Source organism: Epilithonimonas zeae, from assembly GCF_900141765.1.
Taxonomy (GTDB): Bacteria; Bacteroidota; Bacteroidia; order Flavobacteriales; family Weeksellaceae; genus Epilithonimonas; species Epilithonimonas zeae.
The window spans coordinates 619,209-644,915 of sequence record NZ_FSRK01000001.1; the positions used below are offsets into that span (position 1 = coordinate 619,209).

Consider the following 25,707-nt stretch of genomic DNA (forward strand, 5'->3'; position numbering starts at 1 on the left):
TTTCTAAGTGGAGTTTTTGTATTTGATAATTTATTTTTTCTTCAGTTCATCACGGATTTCCATAAGCAATTGGTCTGTAGAAGACGGTCCAGCGGGAGCTGCTTCTGGCTTTTTGTTGACCCTATTAGCTATTTTGATTAGCCAAAACAAAACAAATGCAATAACCAAAAAGCTGATTACCGATGAAAGGAAGTTTCCATAAGTTACACCATTCCAAGCTAATTCTTTAATGTTTTCTGCGCCGGCTGCTTTCAAAGCAGGAGTTAATAAAAGTGGCGTGATGACATCATCTACTAGAGATTTTACAATCGCTCCGAATGCTCCACCAATGATAACACCGACTGCCAGATCTACAACGTTGCCTTTAAACGCAAACTCTTTAAATTCTTTTACAAAGCCCATAATTGTATTTTAATAGTTAGTATAAACAAAAATATAGTTTTTTTATTTATAATGCTTTATTAATTAAAGCTTATTAAACAAATTATTGTCTAATTTTGATGTTTATGCAATTCCTAAAATGAAAATTCTCACCGCTGATCAAATTAAAAAATGTGATTCTGTTACGATAGAAAAAGGAATCTCGTCTATCAATCTGATGGAAAAAGCCGCCAGAGCTTGTGCTGATTGGATTGAAGAAAATTTTGAACTTAAGAATAAGTTTTTGGTTGTTTGTGGTCATGGAAATAATGGAGGTGATGGTTTTGCGATTGCAAGAATGCTTTATGAAAAGGGATTTGATGTCGAAGTTTTTATCAATGGAGATGATTTGAAATTCTCTCCAGATGCAGCAATCAATTTCAAAAAAATAAAGACAATAAGCGGAATTGATATTAAAGATTTTTCTGAAGTTTTTAATGTCAATAATGAAAAATCTGTTATTGTTGATGCTTTGTTTGGTTATGGACTGAATCGAGAATTGTCTGATGATTTTAAAAATTTAATTGAAAAATTAAATCAAATTCCAGTTCCGAAAATTTCTATTGATATTCCAACTGGACTTTATGCAGATAAGATTATTGAAGAAAATTCTATTGTTTTAAAAGCTGATTTTACTTTGACTTTTCAGTTTTACAAAAGAAGTTTTCTTCATCCTGAAACGGGGCGATTTTGTGGGAAAATTACAGTTTTAGATATTGAGTTGGATAAGGATTTTATTGATGAAGTTGAAACTGATTATTTTATAATTGATGAAAAATTAATCAGAGAAATTTACAAACCACGCGGAGATTTCAGTCACAAAGGAACTTTCGGTAAAAGTATTTTGGTTGGTGGAAGTTATGGTAAAATCGGTGCGATTCTGATGTCCACTTTATCAGCTCTGAAAACTGGAAATGGGTTGACTTTTACTATTGCGCCAGAATGTGGCAATATCATTTTGCAATCTCGAATTCCGGAAGCGATGTTTATTGGTTCAGGAGAAAATTATATTGATACAATCGAAATTCAGGAAAAAGCTGTTTATGGAATTGGTCCCGGATTAGGAAAAGAAGAACAAACCCAAAAAGCCTTGTTTGATTTTTTGGAATCTTATCAAAATCCTGTAATTCTCGATGCTGATGCATTGAATTTTTTAGCTGAAAATGATAAATTAAGCTTAATTCCAAAAAATGCTGTCATCACGCCACATCCTCTGGAATTTGAAAGGTTATTTGGTAAAACTGATAACTCTTTTGAGAGAATAGAATTGGCAAAACAGAAAGCAAAAGAATTACAGATTTTTATCATTCTAAAAGATCATCATACGGCTGTCATTACACCAAAAAATAAAGTGTTTTATAATATCACAGGCAATTCCGGAATGGCAAAAGGTGGAAGCGGAGATGTTCTGACAGGGATTTTGACATCATTGATTTCTCAAAAATATAATATTGAAAAAGCTTGCATTTTCGGCGTTTGGCTTCACGGAAAAGCTGGTGATTTGGCTGCTGAAGAATTTTCGAAAGAAGCAATGTTACCAACCGATCTCATCAATAAAATTGGTGAAGTTTTTAAACGTCTTAATTAATTCAATTTTGATTTTAACATATACAAAACACCAACTTCAGTTTCGGACAGATTTTCATTTTTCCTCAACAATTTTTTAATTTCTTTTCTGAAATATTGGATGGTATGCCCGTTTTTATAATGTTCAAAAATTCTGGGATCAATGTAAGAGTCGCGCGCAACAGAAGGTGTATTACCTAATTTTTCAGAAACGGCAACAATTGCATTTCGGATTCTTTTCTTCAATTCTTTTTGTTGTTTTTTTTCACAGATTCCCAATTCGTCCAGAATTCCGGCGGCAATCATTGTCCCTGCCCAGGTTCTGAAATCTTTTGCAGAAAATTCCTCACCCATAATTTCTTTGATGTATTGATTCAAATCCTGACTTTCAACCGTAATAAGATTGTTGTCTTTATCATAATATTTGAAAAGTCTGTAACCTGGGAGATCTTCCAAATCGGAAATGACTTTTGTCAATTTAGCATTGATAATATGTTTTTCTTGAAATTTTCCTGATTTTCCTTTGTATGAAAAAATCATTTCGTCACCTTCAATATTAAGATGTTTTTTGCGGATGGTTGTTAAGCCATAGCTCTGGTTTTGTTGTGTATACTTTGGACTTCCTGGTCTGAAATAAGCAGAATCTAAAAGTCTGACCATTGCCGCTAAAACCTTTTCACGGGTCATTTTTTTCTTTCTCAGATGTTGTCCAGTTACACGTCGCATATGTTCGAGATTTTCGGCAAAATGTAAAATCCTGTCAAACTTGTCCGCGTCTTTCTTAGCTCGGAATTTTGGATTGTAGATGTATTGCTTTCTGCCTTTTTGGTCTCTCCCGATTGCCAGTACTTTTGCGCTTTTATTGGTTGTGATTTCAACATTGGTCCAAGCTGGTGGAATGACCAACGACTTTATATATTCGATTTTTTGTGGGTCTTTTAGTTTCTCTTTATTTTTATCGAAATAAGAAAAATTTTTTCCTGTAGCTTGGCGGGTAAGTTTCATAATTTTGATTTGATAATTTTCCTAAACAATAAAAATGCCGATTTTTCAATTTTAGAATTAGGAGGAAAGAAGTTGTAAAAATTAAGTCATAATGATGTTTTTATGATTTTATTAACAGAGGTCACAACGGCTTTTTAAACGAAAATTTCTATTTTAGCAAAAATTTTTTTGATGCCAAAGACAGTTGACGATTTTAATAAAAGCAGACTGAGATCAAGTAATATTACTGTGGTCATCAGTATTTCGCTGGTTTTATTCCTTGTGGGATTATTTGGATTGATATTGATCAATGCTCAAAAATATTCGGATTATATCAAGGAGCAATTGGTGGTGGAAGCTTATTTTGATGAGTATTTGGATCCACGCGACTCTGCTAAAACGCTTAAATTCCAAGAGGAAACGTTTACCACTATCAAGCAGCAGAATTATGTAAAGCAAGCTAAATATATTTCCAAGCAACAAGCTACTGTTTTGGCGAAAAAACAGTTGGGAATAGACGCTGATGCGCTTTTTGAAGAAGATATATTTCCTGCTTCTGTCGAAGTGACTTTAAAACCGGAATTTGTTGATCCTGCAAAAATTGATGGTGTTGTAACACAACTTAAGGCGATAAAAGGCGTAAAAGATGTGGCTAATGATAATCAATTAACCATCGATGTTTATAACAATTTGAATAGAATTCTGACTTGGATTTTGGCATTTTCAATTTTATTCTTGATTGTCGCAATGGTTCTAATTAATAATTCAATCAGACTGAAAATATTCTCAAAGAGATTTATCATCAAGACCATGCAATTGGTTGGAGCTAAGAGGAGATTTATTCTGATGCCTTTTATAAAAGAAGCCTTGGTACTTGGATTAATTGGTGCATTTATAGGACTTTTAGCTTTAGGAGGTGTTTGGTATTATTTCACAAGCCAGATTGGGACACCTTTTGTTCAGGATACAAACCAATATGTTTTCTTGGTAATAATAATTTTATTAGTAGGGGTTTTTATAACCATTGCAAGTACTATCTTTGCAACCTGGAGATTTTTACGAAGCAACGTAGATGATCTATATTACTCTTAACAATGGCAAAAAAAATGAATAAATATTCTGCAGATCAAATAGGAAAACCTACTGAAACTGCTGAAAAAAATGCTTTTTATTTCGGAAACAAGAATTTTAAATTGATGTTAATCGGATTGGGATTGATTCTTTTAGGATTTGTTCTAATGATGGGAGCGGACGCTAATACAACACCAGACGGAAAATTTGACCCGAATTACTGGAACGAAGAGATTTTCTCTTTCAGAAGAATCAGATTAGCGCCAATGTTGGTCATTGCAGGATTTGTGGTTCAGGTTTTTGCAATTCTGAAGAGAAACAAAGATTAAACTTTAATAAGAAATACAATAATAACTTTGTCTTGGTGAAACTGAGACAAAGTTTTTTTTAATAAACAAACAAACTATGGATTTGATCAAGGCAATTATCATTGCAATCATAGAAGGACTTACCGAATATTTACCAATTTCTTCAACTGCTCATATGGGATTTGCTGCAAGCCTGATGGGATTAGAAGAAACTGAATTTCTCAAGATGTTTCAGGTTTCTATCCAGTTCGGGGCAATACTTTCTGTGGTTGTGGCTTATGGGAAAAAATTCTTTGATTTCAGCAATCTGCAGTTTTATTACAAATTAGCTTTTGCCGTTTTGCCAGCTTTGGGAATTGGTTTTTTCTTAGATGATGTTATTGAATCTGTTCTGGGAAATCAAATCGCTATTTCATCTGTTTTGGTTTTAGGTGGAGTCGTTTTGTTGTTTGCAGATAATTGGTTCAAGAATCCAATTATTCACGACGAGAAGGAAATCACGATTAAAAAAGCAGTGGCAATAGGCTTTTGGCAATGTTTGGCAATGATGCCTGGAACGAGTAGGAGTGCAGCTTCTATTATTGGTGGGATGTCTCAGGGATTGTCCAGAAAAGCTGCAGCGGAATTTTCATTTTTCTTGGCTGTTCCCACGATGTTGGCTGTAACGCTTTACTCGGTTTTTGTAAAAACTTGGGGCAAAGAAAATGGGAATCCACAAAAAGGTTATGAGATGATTTTAGCTTCACAAGATCATATTTTGATTTTTGTAATCGGAAATATCGTTGCGTTTGTTGTTGCTTGGATTGCTATCAAATCCTTCATTGCTTTGTTGAATAAATATGGATTCAAACCTTGGGGTTGGTATCGTATTTTTGTTGGAATTGCACTGTTGATTTATTTTTATTTCTTCAAATAAATGACAGCAGAAGAATTACAATCCGGACAGATATTTTTATTGGACAAACCTTTGGATTGGACAAGTTTTCAGGCTGTCAATAAGCTGAAATATAAACTTAAAAATGAGTTCAAGGAATTACCTAAAAAATTCAAAATTGGTCATGCTGGAACTTTGGATCCGCGAGCGACAGGATTATTGATTATTTGTACAGGAAAATTCACAAAGAAAATTCCGGAAATCCAAGATGCGCCGAAAGAGTATTGGACAGAAATAAAAATCGGAGTTCAAACCGAATCTTACGACACCGAGAAGCCAGAAATCCTACCAATCAATTATTCTCACATTACCGAGAAAGATATTCATCAAGCTTTAGAAAAATTCATTGGAGAAATTGATCAGAAACCACCTGTTTTTTCAGCCTTAAAAGTTGATGGAAAAAGGGCTTATGATCTGGCAAGAGCTGGAGCAGGAGTAGAAATGAAGTCCAGAAAAACTACGATTCATTATCTTAATAATATAGAGATTGATCTGCCTTATGTTTCTTTTATTGTAGGTTGTTCCAAAGGAACTTATATCAGAAGTTTGGCTCACGACATTGGACAAGAATTAAAGGTTGGCGCTTATTTGACACAGCTCAGAAGGACAAAAATTGGAAATTATTCAATAGAAAGTGCTACTTCTGATTATCTCGAAAACGATTTCCATTTTAATAATTAAAGAATTTTATTTTACATTATTAATAATGTATTTGCTATTACTGTTGAATATAATTTATTTTATAATGTTTATTTAAAATTAATTATTAATCTTAAAGAGAAGTTAAAAACTAAATATTTGTTTAATTCTTTTGTTTATTCTGAAGGGAATCTCTATTTTCGCCTTCCATTTTTTAAAACAATCGTTTAATTTAAATAAATAATATGAAAAAACTTCTATTATCTTTTATTGCTACATCGGCAATTTTCTTTTCAGCTAACGCACAAACAAAAATCTCTTTTGAAACTTCAGAAGGTTATACTGCTGGTAATGTAGATGGTCAAAAAGATTGGACTGCTTCAAGTTCTTATTTTAAAGTATCAAACAATAGAGCTACAGATGGAACAAGCTCTTTATATATCGAGGATGATGCGAGTGAAGAGTGGAGTAATGCTTTCACAACAATACCAAACTATAGTAAAACGGAAGTATCTGCAGATGTTTATCTTGATGGTTTTGATTCTGATTATGCAGTAGGACTATATACTGAAGATGGAGATGTAGTTGCAGATTTTTGGTTAACATACCAAAGCTGGAATTTTGTGGTCTATGATCCGGCTCAAGAAACTTATGTGGAAACTGATTTAGAATGGGACTCTACAACTTGGTATAACTTCAAAACTGTAATTGATAAAGCAAATAACACACTTGAATATTATGTGAACGGAAATGTTATTTACTCAACAACATTGACAGCTACAAATTTTTCATTTTTAGACCTATCTATAGAAAATTATGGTTCTGGTTTCAGTGTTGATAATATCCAAGTTAAAGATGCTACGTTAGCTGTTGCTGAAGCAGGTAAAAAAGACATCTTCAGAGTTTATCCAAATCCAACTGTAGATGTTGTGAATTTTGATGTTGCTGGAAAAATTAATTCTGTTGAAGTTTATGATGCTGCTGGTAAACTAGTTAAAACGTCTAAAAATGGAGAAAAATCATTAAACGTAGCTGAACTTAGCAAAGGTAATTATGTAGTTAAAGTACAAACAGAAAATGCTTCTTATACTAAAAAAGTAATCAAAAAATAAATCATTTATTTTGATGTAATCATAGCCTCGCTTTTAAAGTGAGGCTTTTTTTATTGTGTTAAGTTTTAATAAAGCATATTTTTGCATATAGATTTAGAAGAGTTGGAAAAAATTAGAATCAATAAATATTTGTCAGAAGTTGGATTTTGCTCCAGAAGAGCAGCTGATAAGCTTTTGGAAGAAGGCAGAATTACAATCAATGGTATAGTTCCAGAATTAGGGACTAAAGTTTCTGATGAAGACGAAATTTTTGTCGATGGAAAAACCATCAAAAAAGTAGAAGAGGAGTTTGTTTATATCGCTTTCAATAAGCCTGTTGGAATCGTTTGTACAACAGATACGAAGCGTGAAAAAAATAATATTATTGATTACATCAACCATCCAAAACGTATTTTCCCAATCGGAAGATTGGATAAACCTAGCGAAGGTCTAATTTTATTAACTTCTGATGGCGATATCGTCAACAAAATTCTTAGGGCTAGAAACAATCACGAAAAAGAATATTACGTAAGAGTCAATAAACCAATCACGGAAAAGTTCCTTGAAAAAATGAGAAACGGCGTTACTATTCTTGATACAGTAACTAAGAAGTGTGAAGTCGAAAAAATTGACACAATGAACTTCCGAATTGTTCTAACGCAAGGTCTCAACCGACAAATCCGAAGAATGTGCGAACATCTGGATTATGAAGTAAAGAAACTCAAGAGAATCCGAATAATGAATATCAAACTTGATCTTCCCGTTGGAAAATGGCGCGATTTGACAGCAGAAGAAATGAAAGAATTAAATGGATTATTAGAAGATTCCAGCAAAACGTTTGAGTGATTTTTTTAAATCTGCTTAATTTCTAAAATCTGCGAGTTTTTTTTATACATAATTTTCAATTTTCAATTATCAACTATCATTTATAACTAATAATATAAAGTCTCATTTTTTCCTCGTATTCTGGCTTCAATTTCAAATATTTCCAAATCTTTTTATCATCAGGATAAGAAATTCTGTAAAAGATTATTCTGTCGGCAGAATATCGGAAATAGGGATGTTTTTTCAGCCAATCTTCAGGTGCTTCGGCTAAAGAATATTTCGGAACATCTGAGTTGTCAAGCTTTGCAACATAGATTAATTTTTCGCCCAAAGCTCGGTCGATTTCATATGTTTCTAGCAGTTGGTTTTTATTGATAAAACCACCAAGTTTCTTTCTGAAAGCTAAAATTCCTGCCGCATCTTTTTCAGTAAATCCAAATTCCTGCAGTTGTTTGAAAGTGATTTGATTGAGATTAATTTTTGAAAAATCAGTTTTTTCCGCAACTGTAATTTTTTCATCAGTTTGTTTAGGTTTGTCAACAACAGAAAGCTTAATCCAAGGTTTCATTTCCTCAAATTTTTCCGACGAAATCATAAAACATTTCTGAACATCTTCCAGTGATTTGAAAGAGCCTTTTAGAATCTTATCTCGATATTTCAAAATTGAAATAGCTTGTTTTTCAGAAAATCCTAATTGTTGCCATTGTTCTTGATTCAACTCATTGGGGTCAAAGTAGTGACTGATTTTCACCACTTCTTTTTCTTTCTTTTTCTCAAATTTGTTAGCCAGATTTTCCGGCGTTTTATTAGGTAAAATCAAGAAAGGTGACATTTGGGAAAATTGCTCGTCATTAATCATAAAACACTCTTTCAGCTTTTCTTTGCTGATGAAACTTCCGCCGAGATAATTCTTATATTTTAAAATGGCAGCCGATTGCTTCTCAGAAAAACCTAAGTTTTCCCAATCTTTTTGAGAATAAGAATCTGGGTTAAATTTCCCTTTGATATTGAGTTTCTTCTTTTCGTAAGGTTTGTAAGCAAATTCATTATTTTTAAAATCAGAATTATTTTCAGGAAGAAGAATGTAATTTTTCAGCTGTTCATACTTCTCTGGCGTAAGTGCGTAACATTTTTTGAACTGCTCCTTAGATTTGAAATTTCCGCCAACAACTTCCTTATATTTCAAAATTGTTTTGATCTGCTTTTCATTGAAACCAAGATTCTTCCACTGATTTTCGTCTAAATCATTTGGATTAAATTCAGTCAGAATAATCTCTTCAACTTTCGGTGTAATGAAAGTGATTTGAGGCTTTTCATAATGCTGATTTTTCTTATAAATCGAAAAAGCAGTCTGCGAAAAAATAACAAGAATCCCGAAAATTGCAAGGCTGAAAATCTGCCTTTTCCGGATTTGGAAAGGTAATTTTGGATTCATCTTTTGTGTTTTAACCAAAGTTAAATAAAAAATGAATCGAAAAATTAATAGTTGGAAAAAATAATTTTATTTAATCGTTCAAAGAGTTTTTTAACTTCAAAAGTTCCGCTTTGATAAATTCCAATCTGTCAATAATCGTGATGGTTTCAGAGATTTTTGTATTGGTTGTCAATGCAACTCTTGCGCCGTCCAGCGTATAACCTTTTTCTTTTACGAGATGATAAATAATCTTCAAATTCTCGATGTCAGAAGGTGTAAAATAGCGGTTTCCTTTCTTGTTTTTCTTAGGTTTGATGATAGGGAATTCCTGTTCCCAATAGCGAATTAGGGACGTGTTTACATCAAAAGCCTTGGCAACTTCGCCAATAGAATAGTAGAGTTTGTCCGGAAGATTGAGTTTCATTGATAAAAATCGAATTCTCAAAGATAATTATTTTTAATTCTTTTAAGCAAATTGTAACTTGCGACTTTATTATTTATGCTATGAAAAGTTTTTGGAAGTTTCGTTATGTGGCGATTTTGTTGATTCTGATGAATTGCAAAGTTCAAAATACCAATGAAAAATTGTTTGACGTTCCGCCGACATTACTTTCAAGTCAATTTACTTTTACGGAAGGACCGGCTTTTGATAAAGAAGGAAATGTCTATTTTACAGATCAGCCCAATGATAAGATCTATTTATGGAACTGGAAAACCAATCAGTTGGAATTATTTCTTGCTAAAACAGGACGAGCGAACGGAACTTATTTTGATAAAGATGATAATCTCATTACTTGTTCCGATGACAACGGTGAGATCTGGAAAATCAATAAAAATAAGGATATTCAGGTTTTATCAAAAGGTTTTGAAGGTAAAAGACTGAACGGACCAAATGATCTTTGGATCGATAAATTTGGAGGAATTTATTTTACAGATCCGTTGTACAAAAGAGATTATTGGAAAAACTTCAAAGAGGAGATTCCTGAGAAAAACCTTTATTACAGAAATCAAAACGGAACGATTACAAAACTGGAAACCTTCGTTCAGCCTAATGGAATTATCGGTTCTGAAAAACTTAAGAAACTTTATGTTTCTGATATCAATGCCGGGAAAACTTATGTTTACGATATCCTTGGTAAAGGAAAATTATCTGAAAAGAAATTGTTCTGCGAAATGGGTTCGGACGGAATGACTTTGGACAGTAAAGGAAATCTTTATCTCACAGGAAATGGTGTAACGATTTTCAATAATAAAGGCAAAAAATTAACCTATATTCCGATTGATGAGGAATGGACTTCCAATGTGACTTTTGGCGGAAAAAATAACTCTACTTTGTTCATCACAGCGTCGCATTCTGTTTATGTTTTGCCTATGAATGTCTCCGGAATCAAATAAAAAAATCGCTTATTAATAAGCGATTTCTATTTTTATCTTTTTGCCTTTCAGTTTTTCGTTGGCTAATTGTTTGAGCAATTCGATGGTTTTTTTACGGTTGACAGCGACGTAAGAAGTCGTGTCTTTTACTTCAATCAATCCAATGTCATCTTTTCCAAGACCGCCTTTTTTGATTAGATAACCAACAATATCAACTTTATTGACTTTGTCTTTCTTTCCGGCGCTGATGTAAATCGTTTGATTTGGTGTTCTTTCCGGAACACGGTTACTTTCCGAAACATTTTCTTCCGGCGTATTGCTTTTGATGAATGGGAAATTCTCGTCCTCGGTCATTATAAGATAAGCAAAACCTTTCGCGTTCATTCTCGCCGTTCGCCCGTTTCTGTGGATGAAAGCATCTTCTTTCGGAGGTAATTGATAATGCACAATCGATTCTACTTCAGGAATGTCCAAACCTCTGGAAGCTAAATCTGTTGTGATTAATATTCTCGCAGAATCATTTCTGAATTTGAGCAAAGCACGTTCGCGCTCGTCCTGTTCCATTCCGCCGTGGAAAGTTTCCCGCTGGATTCCTTTTTCCCTCAGAAGTTCAGAAATTCTGTCCACTGCATCTCTGTGATTACAGAAAATCAATGTTCTTTTGTTGCCAATTTTACAGATCAATTGGAACAAAGTATTCAGTTTTTCCTCTGGCGTTGTCATTACCTTTTTTAGCTGAATGTTCGGTTTTGACTCGTTTTCTTTGAGGAAATTAATTTTCTTTTCGTTATTGAGTTCTACAAACTTCGGAATGTTGTCCATCACCGTTGCAGAAGTCAAGATTCTTTGAGAAAGGCTTGTCAAAGAACCAATAATATATTCCATATCTTCTTGAAAGCCCAATTCCAAAGCTTTGTCAAACTCATCCAAAACCAAAGTCTTGATGGTTTCCGGATTGAAATTTTCATTTTTCAAGTGATAAGCAATTCTTCCCGGTGTTCCGATTAAAACTGCAGGTGCTTCAATCAAATTATTGATTTCTATCTTTTTATCGTGTCCGCCATAAGCAATAGAAACTTTGAAATCTGTTCCCATCGATTTGAAAACCTGTTCGATTTGTAAAGCTAATTCTCTTGCCGGAACCAAAATCAAGGTTTGAATTCCTTTGACGTCAGATTTCAAATTTCTAAGAACAGGAAATAAAAATCCTAATGTTTTTCCTGAACCGGTTGGTGACAATAAAACCACGTCGGTTTCATTCTCAGATGCTTTGTATATAGATTTCTGCATTTGATTCATATCCTGAATCTGCAGTTTTTCGAAGATTGGTTGTAATTCCATTTTGCAAAGGTAAGTATTTGGAAGATCATTGTTGGTTTGTCATTATAAATAGTGATTTTTAGAATTTACACTTTTATGGTGGTTTTTGGTTTTGCTTATCATTCTACATTTGTTCTACAATTAATCAATAAAAATTACTACAATGAAAAAATTTATTTTTGGAGTTATCACACTATTTTTTGTGAGCTTCGTATCCGCACAATCTAACATTGATTTGAGTGCACAGATTGGAAACCTTAACACTGCTACAGTGGATCAAACAGGAATCTTGAACTTCAACGCCTTATTACAAGACGGTAATCGTAACGATGCAGATATAGACCAAGTAGGATGGGTAAACAGCAATGTTGCTCTAAGTATGGGAAACAGAAACTCTATAGATGTAGACCAATGGGGAATCGGAAACTCTAATACTACCAGCCAATATGGTAATAGAAACTCTGCACAGACTTTACAGATTGGATTATTCAATGAAGTGGATCAATTACAAATCGGTAGAAGAAATGACGCTTCTGCTACCCAATTAGGAGCTGGGAATTATATCAGTCAATATCAAAATGGTAGAAGAAACAGCGCAACTGCTCTCCAAATTGGTACAGATAACGATATCTGGCAAGACCAAATGGGTAGAAGAAATGAGGCTTATGCATTTCAACTAGGATCAGATAACTACATCCATCAATTGCAGTCTGGTAATGATAACAGCGCAACTCATCTTCAGTTTGGTAGCGATAATGTTGCGGATTCTCATCAATATGGTGATGATAACACAACTATGGGGTTGCAAGTTGGAAATAGTAACTATTTGAGCCAATACCAATATGGCGATGATAATGTTGCTTTGGATGCTCAAATCGGAAATAGCAACTATACAAGCGTAACTCAAACTGGAGATTCTCATTTCCATATGGGATTACAAGTTGGTAACAGTAACTCGTTGATTGTAAATCAATCTAATTAATTACAGTTATTTTGTTTTTGATTATGTAAAAAAGAATAGGAGAAGTTGAGGTTTCTCCTATTTTTTTGTCTTTTGAATTAATTAAGACTAACGGAAAACCGTGATTTTTAATCTTTACCAACTAACCGTGTTTTTTACCATTTTGTTCCAGCGTAACTTTATATAAAAAAGATGAAAAGAATATTTACCATATTGTTTTGTTTGATTCTTGTTTTTTTTTCAATGAAAACTAAATCGCAACAGATTAGCTGGATGCAGATTAATAGCAATAATGTTATAGAAATTATTACTAAACAAACTCCAACATTGGAATCATATTCTTCTACATTGCAAATTGGTAATTCTAATAACGCTGAGCTTTATCTCAATGATAAAAGCAATATTTTATTACAGCAGATTGGAGATTATAACAGACTTTTCTATAATAATTCTTTTACAGAGACAGAAGTTAAAACTTCCATTATAACTCAGGGATTTAACAATATCATAGATATCACAGGCAATAACAGTATTTCTGAAAATCTGAAACTAACCGTCAAAGGTGATAATATGATCATTTTTATGAGAAACTACTAAAATTATTGAAGATGAAAAATTTATATGTTCTAATGTTTCTTATAGTGATTTGCTTTCCGATTCTAAAAATCAAAGGACAAGATGAGAAAAAAATTATAGCAAAAATAGAAAGCAAAGATATAGAAGGACAATTGAAACTAAATGCAACAGTTACTAATAATTCCGCCATTTTTCAAGAACTGAATTATCTATTGGTTTCTATTAAAAAAGGAAGTAATGGAAATCTTTCTAATAACAAACAAAGTGGCAAGTTCTCTATTAATCCCAATGAAACTAAAAAACTTTCTGAGATTAGTGTTAATCTAAACGATAAAGATGCGTTAAAAGCTTTCCTGTACATTCGAGATGAACAAACCCAAAAACTCATTGCAAAAGATAGTCTTAATATTAATGATGATTCTTTCCGAAAAAAACTCAATAAAGTTGAAGAAACCGAATCATTTGAACTGAATGGACTCACGATAGATGAAACCAAAACCAAAATCGGAAGAGATTTTTATGATGCTTTCTATCTCCAATACAGCCAAATGCCGGATAAAATTAATAATACAATTGTCATCTCAGAATTGCCTTCCAGAGGAACAAACGGACAAATTAATATCGTGATTGATGATAAAACAATTTACAGTTTTATGACCAATCCTAATGAGGATTATCAGAAAGAGCAGCTTGCAATGACTTTTCGGTATATCAAAGATTATAATTTCAAAAAAAGTCTTATTAAAAACGAATTCTTATTCTAAAAACACAAAAGATGAAAACTATATTTATTCTTATGTTACTAACTGTTGGTGGAATCCTTGCGAAATCCCAACAGTTAGTTTATAAACCGATTAATCCCGCATTTGGCGGTGATACTTTTAATTATCAATGGCTTTTGAGTTCGGCTAATGCACAGAATCCATTTGATGATGAAGATAGTTACAAGAATCTTCTTGACGGTCTTAATTCTATGGATAGTTTTACGGAAAGTCTAAACAGACAAATCCTTAGTCAATTATCTCAAAAATTATTTGAAGATCAGTTTGGGAATGGACCTTTAACGCCAGGTAATTATATGTTCGGTTCTTTATATCTGCAGGTTACACAATCTTCCCAAGGTTTACTAATCAATATTTTGAATACCGATAACGGAGAACAAACAGAAATTGTAATTCCGAAATAAAAATTAAAACCAAATCTGATGAAAACTTATATTAATCCTAAATGGCTTTGTGTTTTCGTACTTTCATTATTTCAAAATTGCAGTACGTTATTCAATTTGCCTATCAATAGTGAAAAATCTTCTTTAGGTGAAATAACTTCTTATACAACTGAGCTCAAAAATCTTCCTCAACCAAAAGAAAAAATCGTGATAGGAGTTTATAAATTCCGAGATCAGACGGGGCAATATAAACCTTCGGAAACAGGAAGCAACTGGAGCACAGCAGTTCCTCAAGGAACAACAACGATTCTGATAAAAGCTTTGGAAGACAGCAGATGGTTTTTACCAATAGAAAGAGAAAATATCGCGAATCTCCTTAATGAAAGACAAATTATAAGATCTACAAGACAAGAATATCTCAAGGAAACTGATAAATCTACTCAGACGTTGCCTCCTTTATTATATGCAGGAATTCTTCTGGAAGGTGGTGTGATTTCTTATGATAGTAATGTTATGACAGGCGGAATTGGAGCTAGATATTTTGGAATAGGAGCTTCTTCCCAATATCGTCAGGATAGAATTACAATTTATTTAAGAGCTGTTTCTACGCTCAATGGAGAGATTATGAAAACGGTTTACACTTCCAAAACAATACTTTCTACAAGTGTTAACGGTAATTTCTTTAGATATATTGATCTGGAAAGACTTTTGGAATCTGAAGTTGGTGTAACTCAGAATGAACCAGTACAGTTAGCTGTTACCGAAGCTATTGAAAAAGCTGTAAAATCATTAATAGTAGAAGGAATAAGAGATGGAATTTGGGGCAAAGCAGTTGAAGATTTTACTAAATATAAAAGCTTGATTGATAATTATAATAACGAAGAAACAATTAATTCTGGAAAAGTGATTGGGAATAAATTTCCTAATAATTACAGACAAAAATTCGCTCTGTTCGCTGATATCGAAGGGCAACAGATCAAAGGAGATTATGTAAATCCAAATTGGAATGTCGGAGGAAAAATGGGATTCAAATACTTTATCAATGATCATCTCAATCTGGAGCTGAATGCAAATATTCTCAAGCTTCAGAATGAAAATATATTTACCAGAACTTACATCGTATCGGAAATTAATTTAGAGTTTATGATTTTGCCGAAGTATAAATTGACGCCTTTTATCTATGCGGGCGGAGGAACATTGTCTTCCAAAAAGTCAAATTTATACAAAGCTCAAGTAGGTGGTGGATTGGAATATCTACTGGATAAAAATTTTGCATTAAGAATTTCCTCTCAATATGATCTTGGTTTCAAAGATACTTGGGATGATTTTGTTAATGGCAAAAGGAAGGATCAAGCGATTCGAATTGCTTTTGGTGTTAATTTTTATATCGGAAAAAAATAAAACGTCTGTCATGAAAACAATTATAAAAAACACAATACTCATCATCTTTTCTTTTTTATTGCTTTCTTGTAATGAAGAATTGGTAGAACAAACTCAAACAGGAGTTTTAAAAGGAAAAGTTGTGAAAAGAGGAAGTAATGAACCTTTGGCTAATGTCAAAATATTTACAAACCCGACAACAAAAACCGTTTTTAGTGCTAGTGATGGAACATTTGAAATTTCGGATATTCCTATTGGTAACTACTCAGTGAAAGCAGAGCTCTCAGGTTATCTTGCAAATTTTACCAGCGTTAATTTTCAAACTCAAAATCAGTTGGTAACGATTGTTTTTGAAATGGAAGATGATGAATCTCTCAATTCCTCGCCAACAATTCCGGAGCTCTTGAGTCCAATAGATAACTCAGAAAACCAGCCACTTTCTGTTGAACTAACTTGGAATTCTACAGATCCTGATAGTCTGGATGTTCTTAAATACAGATTGATTGTTAAGAATAACCTTAATACAGATGTTCTGGAGGTTAAAGATCTATTAGATAAACATTACACTTTGAAAGATCTCAAATTTGGAGTGAGTTATTTTTGGCAAATCGCTGTTTCCGACGATATTCATCCAGAAGTTTTAAGCGCAGTAAGTAAATTTACAACCAATACAGTACCTGCAAATAGATTTCATTATGTAAGAAAGCAATCTGGAAATCTTTACATTGTTTCCAGTAATGATACGGGAGATAACTTCCAATTCACAGCGCTTGCGAATAATAGTTGGCGACCAAGAAAAAATAACAATGCAGGACTTATTGCTTTTCTAAGAACAGAAGGCGGAGGCACACATATTTTTACAGCAAAACCTGATGGTTCTGATGTTTTCAAAGTTACTAGTGTTCCTCTTGGGGGATTTAATAGCTATGAATTGGACTTTGCTTGGAAAACTAATGGTAAGGAATTGATTTATGCTAATTTTGACAAACTTTACAGAATCAACAAGGATGGCAGCGGACAGGAATTAATTTATACAACTCCGGATGGTAGTTTGATTTCCGAATGTGATTGGAGTTACGATGGAAGTAAGATTGCGCTTAAGACTAATGATTTCAATGGTTACAATTCAAAGATCTATATTATAGATATGTTGGGGAATGTTATCAAAACAGTTCTTTCTGGAGTTGCTGGAGGAAGTGGAGGATTAGATTTTTCTATTGATGGTAATTATCTGGTTTATACACACGATGTTTCTGGTTATCAAGATGGTAACTATAGACAATTAGATTCTCATATTTTTATTTATAATTTGATGGATAATACTGTAAGAGATATTTCTACCGAAAGTGAAAAACCAAACGGAACCAACGATCTTGATCCAAGATTCTCGCCTAATAATGCTCAGATTATTTTTACTAATACTTCTAACGATGGTATTTCTCAGAGAAATGTAGAAATGGTTGATATTAATAATTCCGGAACAGATTTAGAAAGAACTTCGTTGTTCAGTAATGCGGAAATGCCAGATTATGAATGATTTAATAAAATAAAGAAATGAAATTGAGGAATATTAATCAGAAAGATTAATTAGAAATAAAGTTAAAAAATATATTGCAATTTTTTGTGGTAGGAAAGAATTTCTAGGCTGTACAAGGTGTTTGAAATTCTTTTTTTTTGATTTATTCTATGATGTGATTTTCTATAGCGTATTTTACAACGCCTGCGGAATTTTTCACATTCAGTTTTAGGAGGATTTTTTTGCGATGCGTTTCTACTGTATTGATACTAATAAAAAGCTTTTCACAAATTTGTTTGCTACTTAGTCCGTCACAAATCAGTTTTAGAACTTCCATTTCTCTTTTAGTAAGGCAATCTGCGTGATCGTTTTGGTTGTTCTGCTTGTGACTTATAAAATTTATCATTCTTTCTTTTGCAAAATCACAGATGTAAATTAGATCCGAACTAAGAGCTTCAATAGATTTCACAAATTCATTATAGCAACAATTGATGTCCAGATAACTTTTGATACCTTTCTCAAAAAGCTTTCTGATTTTTGAGACTTCATAAAAATTTCCAATAGTAATAATTTTTATGTCTTTGTATTCGTTAACCAAATTTTCTACTAAAACATACATTTCTGTCAATACAAGAGAGTTAGCACCTAGCAAAAGAAAATCAGGGGGGCTATTTTTGATACATTCGTAAAGTGTTTCTGTTGAGGTACAAATGCTTATGTTGCTGAAAATATCGCCTTGTGTAAGCAGTTTGGAGAGTCCTTCTGTATAAAATAGAGGTTCATCAAAAATAATTAGTTTTGGTTTCATAGGTTTATTTTTTTCAACGGTTGTAACTCAAATATAATGAAAATTTAATAATTATTTGTGATTTTTTTTATTTAATTTGTATTCTTGTGTTAATAAATTTAACTTGGGTTTTATTTTATTTTTCTGTTAAACTGTTGATTAAAAAAGGTGCTTATTTGTTTTTTTTAAATTGTTGAAATTTAGTTGTTTAATATTTTTTGATTTAAATAGTTTAGCCTTTTTTATAAATCATTTTTACAAACGATTGTTTTATGAATTATTATTAAAAATTAAATAAATCGCTACTGTGTATGAGTTATTGGACTAATCGTCACTGCTCTTAAGATGTTTTTCTATTAATTAAATATTATGGTTTGATTTTCAATTGATTATAATTAACTTCAACTTCTTTAAAATTATTGCTAGGTTCAAATATTTTGCTTATTTTTGCACCACTTTTGTGAACGTACTTTGGGCGAAGTAAAACATTAACAATTAACATCTTCCGTATTTTTCAGGAGTCACAGCAAAGCCAAAGTCTGAGTAAATAGGAATACAAATTTTATTAGAAAATGTCAAAAGAGACAAATTCAGCAGAGGTTCTTTTGAACCAAAACGTAGCACCAGAACAATTTGATTGGGATTCTTTCGAGTCAGGTCTTAACGCAGAAGACAGAAGCGAGAAGAAAGAATTGGAAGAAATCTATAATGGTTCTCTTAACGATCTTACAGATAACGACGTCATTGTTGGTAAAGTTGTAAGATTGACTGATAAAGAAGCTATCGTAGATATCAACTTCAAATCTGAAGGTGTTATTTCTCTTAACGAATTCCGTTACAACCAAGGTCTTAAAGTAGGCGATGAAGTTGAAGTAATGGTGGACAGAAGAGAAGACAAAACCGGACAATTACAATTATCTCACAGAAAAGCTAGAACGCTTAAAGCTTGGGATAGAGTAAACGAACTTCACGAAACTGGAGAGATCGTAAACGGTTTTGTAAAATCTAGAACTAAAGGAGGTATGATCGTTGATGTTCACGGAATCGAGGCATTCTTGCCAGGTTCTCAAATCGACGTGAAGCCAATCAAAGATTACGATCAGTTCGTAGGTAAAACTATGGAGTTCAAAGTTGTGAAAATCAACCCAGAGTTCAAAAACGTAGTTGTATCTCACAAAGCGCTTATCGAAGCAGATATCGAAGGTCAGAAAAAAGAAATCATCGCTCAATTGGAGAAAGGACAAGTTCTTGAAGGTACTGTTAAGAACATCACTTCTTACGGTGTATTCGTAGATCTTGGAGGTGTTGATGGATTGATCCACATTACAGATCTTTCTTGGTCTAGAGTGAACCACCCATCTGAAATCCTAGAGGATGGACAAACTGTAAAAGTTGTTATCCTTGATTTTGATGATGAGAAAACAAGAATCCAATTAGGTATGAAGCAATTAGAGGCTCATCCTTGGGATGCGCTTTCTGCTGACTTAAAAGTTGGAGATAAAGTAAAAGGAAAAGTAGTAGTTCTTGCTGACTATGGTGCATTTGTAGAAATCGCTCCAGGTGTAGAAGGATTGATCCACGTTTCTGAAATGTCTTGGTCTACTCACTTGAGAAGTGCTGGAGATTTCGTAAAAGTTGGTGATGAAGTAGAAGCAGAAGTTCTTACTTTGGATAGAGAAGATAGAAAAATCTCTCTAGGTATCAAGCAATTGAACAAAGATCCTTGGGAAAATATCGAAGCTAAGTATCCAGTAGGTTCTCAACACGTTGGAACTGTAAGAAACTTCACAAACTTCGGAGTATTTGTAGAATTGGAAGAAGGAATTGATGGATTGATCTATATCTCTGACCTTTCTTGGACTAAGAAAATCAAGCACCCATCTGAGTTCTGTGCAGTTGGAGATAAATTAGATGTTGTAGTATTAGAATTGGATACTCAAGCAAGAAGATTGTCTCTAGGTCACAAACAATTGACTGAGAATCCTTGGGATAAATTCGAAACTAAATATGCTGAAGGAACTGTACACGCTGGAAAAGCTGTAGAAGTGCACGATAAAGGTGCTTCTGTACAATTCGAAGATGCTGAAGTTGAAGCGTTCTGCCCATCAAGATTATTAGAGAAGGAAGACGGATCTAAAATCAAAAAAGGAGAAGAAGCTCAATTCAAAGTAATCGAGTTCAACAAAGAATTCAAGAGAGTAGTAGTTTCTCACACAGGAATCTTCAGAGATGAGGAGAAAAAGAATGTAAGAGAATCTTCTAACAGATCAAGCAATGTTGCTTCTTCTTCAAATAACGAAGAAAGATCAACTCTTGGAGATATCGATGCATTAGCAGAATTGAAAAGAAAAATGGAAGAAGGTAAATAATCGCCTTAAATCATTTTAAAATAATGAAGCCACCTTTTTTAGGTGGCTTTTTTAGCCAAAAAAACAATTTAGTATATAAAAATTAACCTATGAAAAAAATTCTATTATCTTTAGGCTTCATCACAGCCGCTTTTTCATCAGCTCAAATCAATTTGAATGAGGGTTTTGAAGCTGGATCTACGCCAGCTGGTTTTACAAATGTTAGCTTTTTCCCAAGCAAGGTTCTTACGCCTTGTACTGGAAGCTATGGTTTGACAAGAAACTTCTGGAGCGGCGGAATTGCGGGATCAACAACCTATTCTTCTACATTATCTAACGGTGGTAAAATTGATATTTCCTTCGCTTATAAAACTCACATCTATTCTGGAGGATCTGTGAATGGAACGTTGAAGGCAGAATATTCTACTGATGGTGGTCAAAATTATACAGCTTTAGGAACTATTAACCTCAATTCAGTAATTACTTGTACTACTTGGTCTGGATCTATTCCTCAAAGTTCGGTTCCGGCAGGATCAGATTTCAAATTCAGAGTTTCCGGACAATGGACATCAGGTGAGTATGATGTTATTTTAGATGACTTCAAATTAACGCAATCACCATTCTTGGCAACTTCTGATATTGCTAAAAAAGAAACTGCAGTTTATCCAAATCCTTTCAAAGATGTAATTTATTTGGATAATGCTGAGGCAGTAAAATCTGTATCAATTGCTGATATTTCTGGAAAGACTGTAAAAAATATCAACAATATATCTAAAAATTTATATTTAAGTGATTTGAAAACGGGCGTTTATATAATTACTATTAATTATAAAGACGGTAAATCAAATACTAATAAAATAGTTAAGAATTAATTTTAAAAAAACATCTTTATAATTTATAAAGATGTTTTTTTTTGATTTATTTGGTTATTTTTAATAAATTCGATTGATTTTTTAATTAAATACGAAATTTATTATGAAGAAGAGAAAACTACCCCTTATTGTTGCGGTAATTTCATTATTTACAATGAATTCTGTTTATGGACAGAATTATAATACTGTAGTAGAAAATTATCTAAAAACATCAACTTTCGTTGGTGAAAATGTAATTAATAAAGATTTTGTAATCGCATCTGAAGATATATCAAAATCATTGAATGCTACTGTTGTTAAAATACAGCAGACTTATAATGGAATTCCTGTTTTTGGAAATTCTTCTACGTTATTAATAAGAGATAACAATGTACTGAGTTATACAGGTGATTTTAGTGTGAATGCATCTAAAACTTCAGGTACTTCTCAAGCTCAAGATGCGTCGAGTATTCTTGTGAAGGTTGTTGATAATATGAAGTTACCAAATAGCAAGGATTATAAAATTTCCTTAGCTAAAGGTGATATTAAAACACCTACTTTAGTCTATTATGATAATGGATCAGAATTGATTCTCTCTTACGAAGTAGAATTTTACGAGAATAAATCTAATAATCTTTGGCATGTAATTGCAGATGCTAAAACAGGGGAAATTTACGATCAAAATAATCTGACTCTTTCTTGTAATTTTACTGACGGAGCTTTTGAGAGAGAGCATAATCATAACGATGAGGTAGTAAATCACACAGTTGCTTATCCACAAAATAATACGAGTAAAGGTATTTCTCTATTGGCCAATAACGCTTCATATAGAGTTTTTCCTTTTCCGGTAGAAGCCCCAACTTTTGGTGATAGAGAATTATTGATGAATCCTTGGGATAATACAGCATCGTCTCTTGGATGGCAAAATGATAATGCTACTGAATATAATATTACTAGAGGAAATAATGTACATACCTATCTTGATGAAGGTAGTACAAATGCTATCGGCGCATCTGCGGATGGAGGCGCTTCGCATATTTTTGATTTTCCTTTCGATCCTGCAAATGGTTTAGACAGTTATAAAAATGCATCAATCACTAATTTATTTTATGTTAATAATAGGGTTCATGATGTATTGTATAAGTTTGGTTTTACTGAAACTTCAAAAAACTTTCAAGCTTACAATTTTGGAAAAGGTGGTATACAAAATGATTATGTATTAGCAGAAGCAAGAGATGGAGCAGGAGTGGCTGACCTTTCCTTAGGTTACTATGATAATGCTAATTTCTCAACTCCATCTGACGGGAGTAAACCTAGAATGCAGATGTATATTTGGTTAGGATCTCAACCATATTTTTCATTCAACGGACCTTCTAGTGTTGCGGGTACCAATATTCCTTCAGTTGGGTTAGGTTATTTTGGAACACCTCTTTGGAAACAATCTGTGACAGGTGATGTTGCTATTTCGCCAGTCTTAGATGCTTGTACAGCACTTCCAGCGGGATCTCTTACAGGCAAAATAGGTATTGCACAAAGAGGAACCTGTAATTTTATAGCAAAAGTTAAAAATATTGAAGATGCTGGTGCAATAGGTGCTATTATTTATAATTCAGCAGACGCAGCAACCAATCCCGGGGAAGCTATTAGTAATATGTCGGGAGATGGAGTAACTCCCATTAATATTCCTTCAGTTTTTCTTCCTCAATCTAGAGGAGAGGCTATCAATTCATTAATTAACGGAGGACAAAATGTAAATGTAACACTTAAAGTTCCTGTAAAAGATGGCAGCTTAGATAATGGCATTATAAGTCACGAGTATGGACATGGATTGTCTAATAGATTGACAGGAACTAATGTAAGCTGTTTAAGTTCTACTTTAGATAAAGAACAAATGGGAGAAGGTTGGTCAGATTTCTTAGCTTTAATGTTAACTATGAAAGCTACTGATAATGCCTCTGTTGCTAGAGGTATTGGTACATACGCAACTAATGAGCCTACTACAGGAGGAGGTATTCGTCCGGCTAAATATTCTCCAGATTTGTCTATTAATAACTATACTTATGGGAAAACTAATGGAATGGAGTATACAAACGCAAATGGTGCTTTAGTTCCAAATGTACACTCTATTGGTTTTGTTTGGGCAACAATTCTTTGGGATCTTCATTGGAAATATGTTGAAAAATATGGATTTAATAATGATATAACTGCTGACCCTAACTCTGGATCTGCAAGAGTTTTCCAAACTGTTGTTGATGGACTTAAGTTACAAGGTTGTTATCCTACTTTCATAATGGGTAGAGATGCTATAATTGCGGCAGATCAAGCTTCAAACAACGGAGATAACAAATGTCTTATCTGGAATACTTTTGCGAAAAGAGGTGTTGGTGTCAACGCAAGTGCAGGATCTAAAACAAATATTAATGACCAAGTAGAGGACTTTACAGTTCCGGCTGACTGTGCATTAGCAACCAATGAAGTTACAGCAGTAAAAGGATTTAGCATTTATCCAAACCCGGCGAAAAATGAATTTTACTTAAACTTTAAAAATAATATTTTAGGAAAAGTTAACGTTGAAATTTATGATGCATCTGGAAAAGTGGTTGCTACACAACAGATAGATCCTTCTGCAAAAGAAGCTATCAACACTCAAAAGTTACCAAATGGAGTATATGTTGTAAAAGCATCAGGTATTGGTGTTAATTATAGCTCTAAAATGATTGTGAATAAATAAAATTTTCAATCTTTAAATAATAAGCTAATTGCAGCTTTAAATGGTCGGAATTTATTCCGACCATTTTTATAAAGATGAATCAAATTTCTATTTCAGGAATCTAATTTATAATCTTTGAAAAATTTTATTTAACAACTTATAAATCGTAAATTCGCCGGCTCTCTAAAAAACTATGGAAAAGAAAAATATTTTAAAAGGAGTTCTTTTTGTTGGTATTGGTGCTAGTATTTACGGAATGCTGGCTACATTTGTGAAAATGTCGTATAACGATGGTTTTACAACTTCAGAAGTAACAACGGCACAATTTATACTTGGAATTATTGGATTATTGATTCTGAATATCATTCAAACCAAAACCTCTAAAAAACCATTATCTGCACCCAGCCGAAAAGAAATCAGAATGTTGATGTTGGCTGGAACATCACTTGGTTGTACAAGTTTGTTCTACTACATTGCCGTTCAATACATCAATGTTTCGATTGCGATTGTATTGTTGATGCAGTCGGTTTGGTTCAGTGTAGTTGTAGAAAGTTTCATTACCAAAAAATTTCCGAATGCCAGAAAAATCATTGCTACAATCATCGTTTTGTTAGGAACAGTTTTAGCGACGAATTTGATTAATCTTAACGTTAAAATCGATTGGCACGGCATATTCTGGGGATTATTGGCAGCAGCTTCTTTTACAATGACGATGTTTACCTCCAATACTTTAGCAACGCATTTGCCGGTTCTTAGAAAAAGTTTTACAATGCTTTGTGGCGGCTCTATTATTGTCCTGTTATTTTTGTTCTTTGCTCAGATAGGACCAATGTATTTTGATGGACTTAAGTCTTTCTACCTCAATTTTACAGAGAATACACAACACATCAGACCATTTGATTATTCCATTTTTTGGACTTACGGATTTGTATTGGCATTATTCGGAACCATCATTCCTCCGATTTTGTTCAATCTTGGTTTCCCGAATGCAGGTTTGGGATTAGGAAGTATCATCTCGTCATTAGAACTTCCTGTTTCTGTTACAATGGCATTTATGTTACTGAATGAAGAAGTTATTTTAATCCAATGGTTGGGAATAGCTTTGATACTTTTTGCAATTGTTCTGATGAATTTACCTTCTAAAAATCAAAACAAAGAAGCAATATCTTACCACTAAATAAAAAAAGCCGTCTCAATTGAAACGGCTTTTTTATTTTTATTCTGCAGCTTGCTGAGCATCATTTTTCAGCTCATCAGCCTTACTTTTGAGCTGGTCTACAGTTTGTCCAGCTTTATCTTTCAGATCATTCCCGAATTTCGTCAGGTTGTCTTTTGCCGTGTTGATCGTATCTTTCACCTTTTGCTGATCTTCCGGAGAAGCTTTTTTGTATTTCCACCAAGCCAAAGCTCCCAATCCTAACAATGCCAAAAGACCATTTGTCTTATTTCCCATGATATAATTTTTTG

Annotated in this window: 25 protein-coding genes; 18 read left to right on the plus strand and 7 right to left on the minus strand. The window is 33.2% G+C overall.

Annotation, left to right across the window (positions count from 1 at the left end):
- Positions 1–30: 30 nt before the first annotated feature.
- The gene (gene mscL, locus BUR19_RS02755) at positions 31–402 is read right to left on the minus strand and encodes a large conductance mechanosensitive channel protein MscL (RefSeq protein ID WP_074233395.1); all 372 of its coding nucleotides are present in this window, start codon (positions 400–402) and stop codon (positions 31–33) included.
- Positions 403–520: 118 nt separating this feature from the next.
- Here mscL and BUR19_RS02760 point away from each other — a divergent pair, with 118 nt between their 5' ends.
- Positions 521–2,008 carry a bifunctional ADP-dependent NAD(P)H-hydrate dehydratase/NAD(P)H-hydrate epimerase gene (locus BUR19_RS02760; protein WP_074233396.1) on the plus strand — a complete coding sequence of 496 codons (1,488 nt, stop codon included), beginning with the start codon at positions 521–523 and terminating at the stop codon, positions 2,006–2,008.
- Here BUR19_RS02760 and BUR19_RS02765 read toward each other — a convergent pair.
- The gene (locus tag BUR19_RS02765; protein WP_074233397.1) at positions 2,005–2,991 is read right to left on the minus strand and encodes a DNA topoisomerase IB; all 987 of its coding nucleotides are present in this window, start codon (positions 2,989–2,991) and stop codon (positions 2,005–2,007) included. The two genes, BUR19_RS02760 and BUR19_RS02765, sit on opposite strands and share 4 nt — an antisense overlap.
- A 171-nt stretch (positions 2,992–3,162) precedes the next feature.
- Between BUR19_RS02765 and BUR19_RS02770 the strand changes: the two genes are divergently transcribed.
- The 6 genes from BUR19_RS02770 (at position 3,163) to rluF (ending at position 7,859) form a co-directional block, all read left to right on the plus strand.
- Positions 3,163–4,062: a cell division protein FtsX gene (locus BUR19_RS02770; protein ID WP_074233398.1), complete on the plus strand. Its 900-nt coding sequence runs from the start codon at positions 3,163–3,165 to the stop codon at positions 4,060–4,062.
- A gap of 14 nt (positions 4,063–4,076) precedes the next feature.
- The gene (locus BUR19_RS02775) at positions 4,077–4,370 is read left to right on the plus strand and encodes a DUF3098 domain-containing protein (RefSeq protein WP_139297247.1); all 294 of its coding nucleotides are present in this window, start codon (positions 4,077–4,079) and stop codon (positions 4,368–4,370) included.
- A gap of 76 nt (positions 4,371–4,446) precedes the next feature.
- Entirely contained in the window at positions 4,447–5,265 is an 819-nt protein-coding gene (locus BUR19_RS02780) for an undecaprenyl-diphosphate phosphatase (protein ID WP_074233400.1), read from the plus strand.
- Complete coding sequence (truB, locus tag BUR19_RS02785; RefSeq protein ID WP_074233401.1) at positions 5,266–5,964, plus strand: tRNA pseudouridine(55) synthase TruB; 699 nt, start codon at positions 5,266–5,268, stop codon at positions 5,962–5,964.
- Positions 5,965–6,167: 203 nt separating this feature from the next.
- On the plus strand, positions 6,168–7,034 hold the full coding sequence (locus tag BUR19_RS02790; protein ID WP_074233402.1) for a T9SS type A sorting domain-containing protein: 867 nt from the start codon (positions 6,168–6,170) through the stop codon (positions 7,032–7,034).
- Positions 7,035–7,136: 102 nt separating this feature from the next.
- A complete protein-coding gene (rluF, locus tag BUR19_RS02795) occupies positions 7,137–7,859 on the plus strand; it encodes a 23S rRNA pseudouridine(2604) synthase RluF (protein WP_074233403.1) in 723 nt (240 codons plus the stop codon).
- Between the two features lie 76 nt (positions 7,860–7,935).
- Here the strand turns inward: rluF and BUR19_RS02800 are convergent, their stop codons facing one another.
- A complete protein-coding gene (locus BUR19_RS02800; protein WP_074233404.1) occupies positions 7,936–9,273 on the minus strand; it encodes a helix-hairpin-helix domain-containing protein in 1,338 nt (445 codons plus the stop codon).
- Positions 9,274–9,343: 70 nt separating this feature from the next.
- Entirely contained in the window at positions 9,344–9,676 is a 333-nt protein-coding gene (locus BUR19_RS02805; RefSeq protein ID WP_034965019.1) for a MerR family transcriptional regulator, read from the minus strand.
- An 80-nt stretch (positions 9,677–9,756) separates the two neighbouring features.
- Between BUR19_RS02805 and BUR19_RS02810 the strand changes: the two genes are divergently transcribed.
- Entirely contained in the window at positions 9,757–10,647 is an 891-nt protein-coding gene (locus BUR19_RS02810) for an SMP-30/gluconolactonase/LRE family protein (RefSeq protein ID WP_074235515.1), read from the plus strand.
- Between the two features lie 12 nt (positions 10,648–10,659).
- Here BUR19_RS02810 and BUR19_RS02815 read toward each other — a convergent pair whose 3' ends face one another.
- Positions 10,660–11,967 carry a DEAD/DEAH box helicase gene (locus BUR19_RS02815; protein ID WP_074233405.1) on the minus strand — a complete coding sequence of 436 codons (1,308 nt, stop codon included), beginning with the start codon at positions 11,965–11,967 and terminating at the stop codon, positions 10,660–10,662.
- Positions 11,968–12,109: 142 nt separating this feature from the next.
- Between BUR19_RS02815 and BUR19_RS02820 the strand changes: the two genes are divergently transcribed.
- From BUR19_RS02820 to BUR19_RS02845, 6 genes are all read left to right on the plus strand, one after another.
- Positions 12,110–12,928: a hypothetical protein gene (locus tag BUR19_RS02820; protein ID WP_074233406.1), complete on the plus strand. Its 819-nt coding sequence runs from the start codon at positions 12,110–12,112 to the stop codon at positions 12,926–12,928.
- A gap of 222 nt (positions 12,929–13,150) precedes the next feature.
- Positions 13,151–13,504, plus strand: a complete 354-nt coding sequence (locus BUR19_RS02825; RefSeq protein WP_245799008.1) for a hypothetical protein — start codon at positions 13,151–13,153, stop codon at positions 13,502–13,504.
- Positions 13,505–13,515: 11 nt separating this feature from the next.
- Positions 13,516–14,247 carry a CsgE family curli-type amyloid fiber assembly protein gene (locus tag BUR19_RS02830; protein WP_074233407.1) on the plus strand — a complete coding sequence of 244 codons (732 nt, stop codon included), beginning with the start codon at positions 13,516–13,518 and terminating at the stop codon, positions 14,245–14,247.
- 11 nt (positions 14,248–14,258) lie between these two features.
- Positions 14,259–14,669 (plus strand): curli assembly protein CsgF, encoded by a 411-nt coding sequence (locus BUR19_RS02835; protein WP_074233408.1) that lies wholly within the window; start codon positions 14,259–14,261, stop codon positions 14,667–14,669.
- Positions 14,670–14,687: 18 nt separating this feature from the next.
- A complete protein-coding gene (locus BUR19_RS02840) occupies positions 14,688–16,049 on the plus strand; it encodes a CsgG/HfaB family protein (RefSeq protein ID WP_074233409.1) in 1,362 nt (453 codons plus the stop codon).
- 10 nt (positions 16,050–16,059) lie between these two features.
- Entirely contained in the window at positions 16,060–17,565 is a 1,506-nt protein-coding gene (locus BUR19_RS02845; protein WP_074235517.1) for a carboxypeptidase-like regulatory domain-containing protein, read from the plus strand.
- Between the two features lie 142 nt (positions 17,566–17,707).
- Here BUR19_RS02845 and BUR19_RS02850 read toward each other — a convergent pair whose 3' ends face one another.
- Positions 17,708–18,352 (minus strand): helix-turn-helix transcriptional regulator, encoded by a 645-nt coding sequence (locus BUR19_RS02850; RefSeq protein WP_074233410.1) that lies wholly within the window; start codon positions 18,350–18,352, stop codon positions 17,708–17,710.
- Between the two features lie 551 nt (positions 18,353–18,903).
- Between BUR19_RS02850 and rpsA the strand changes: the two genes are divergently transcribed.
- The 4 genes from rpsA (at position 18,904) to BUR19_RS02870 (ending at position 25,417) form a co-directional block, all read left to right on the plus strand.
- Entirely contained in the window at positions 18,904–20,700 is a 1,797-nt protein-coding gene (gene rpsA, locus BUR19_RS02855; RefSeq protein ID WP_074233411.1) for a 30S ribosomal protein S1, read from the plus strand.
- A gap of 89 nt (positions 20,701–20,789) precedes the next feature.
- Positions 20,790–21,551, plus strand: a complete 762-nt coding sequence (locus tag BUR19_RS02860; protein ID WP_074233412.1) for a T9SS type A sorting domain-containing protein — start codon at positions 20,790–20,792, stop codon at positions 21,549–21,551.
- Positions 21,552–21,654: 103 nt separating this feature from the next.
- Entirely contained in the window at positions 21,655–24,261 is a 2,607-nt protein-coding gene (locus BUR19_RS02865; RefSeq protein ID WP_074233413.1) for a T9SS-dependent M36 family metallopeptidase, read from the plus strand.
- A gap of 172 nt (positions 24,262–24,433) precedes the next feature.
- Positions 24,434–25,417, plus strand: a complete 984-nt coding sequence (locus BUR19_RS02870) for an EamA family transporter (protein ID WP_074233414.1) — start codon at positions 24,434–24,436, stop codon at positions 25,415–25,417.
- A 39-nt stretch (positions 25,418–25,456) separates the two neighbouring features.
- Here the strand turns inward: BUR19_RS02870 and BUR19_RS02875 are convergent, their stop codons facing one another.
- Positions 25,457–25,693, minus strand: coding sequence for a YtxH domain-containing protein (locus BUR19_RS02875; protein ID WP_074233415.1), 237 nt, complete (start codon positions 25,691–25,693; stop codon positions 25,457–25,459).
- Positions 25,694–25,707 lie beyond the last annotated feature (14 nt).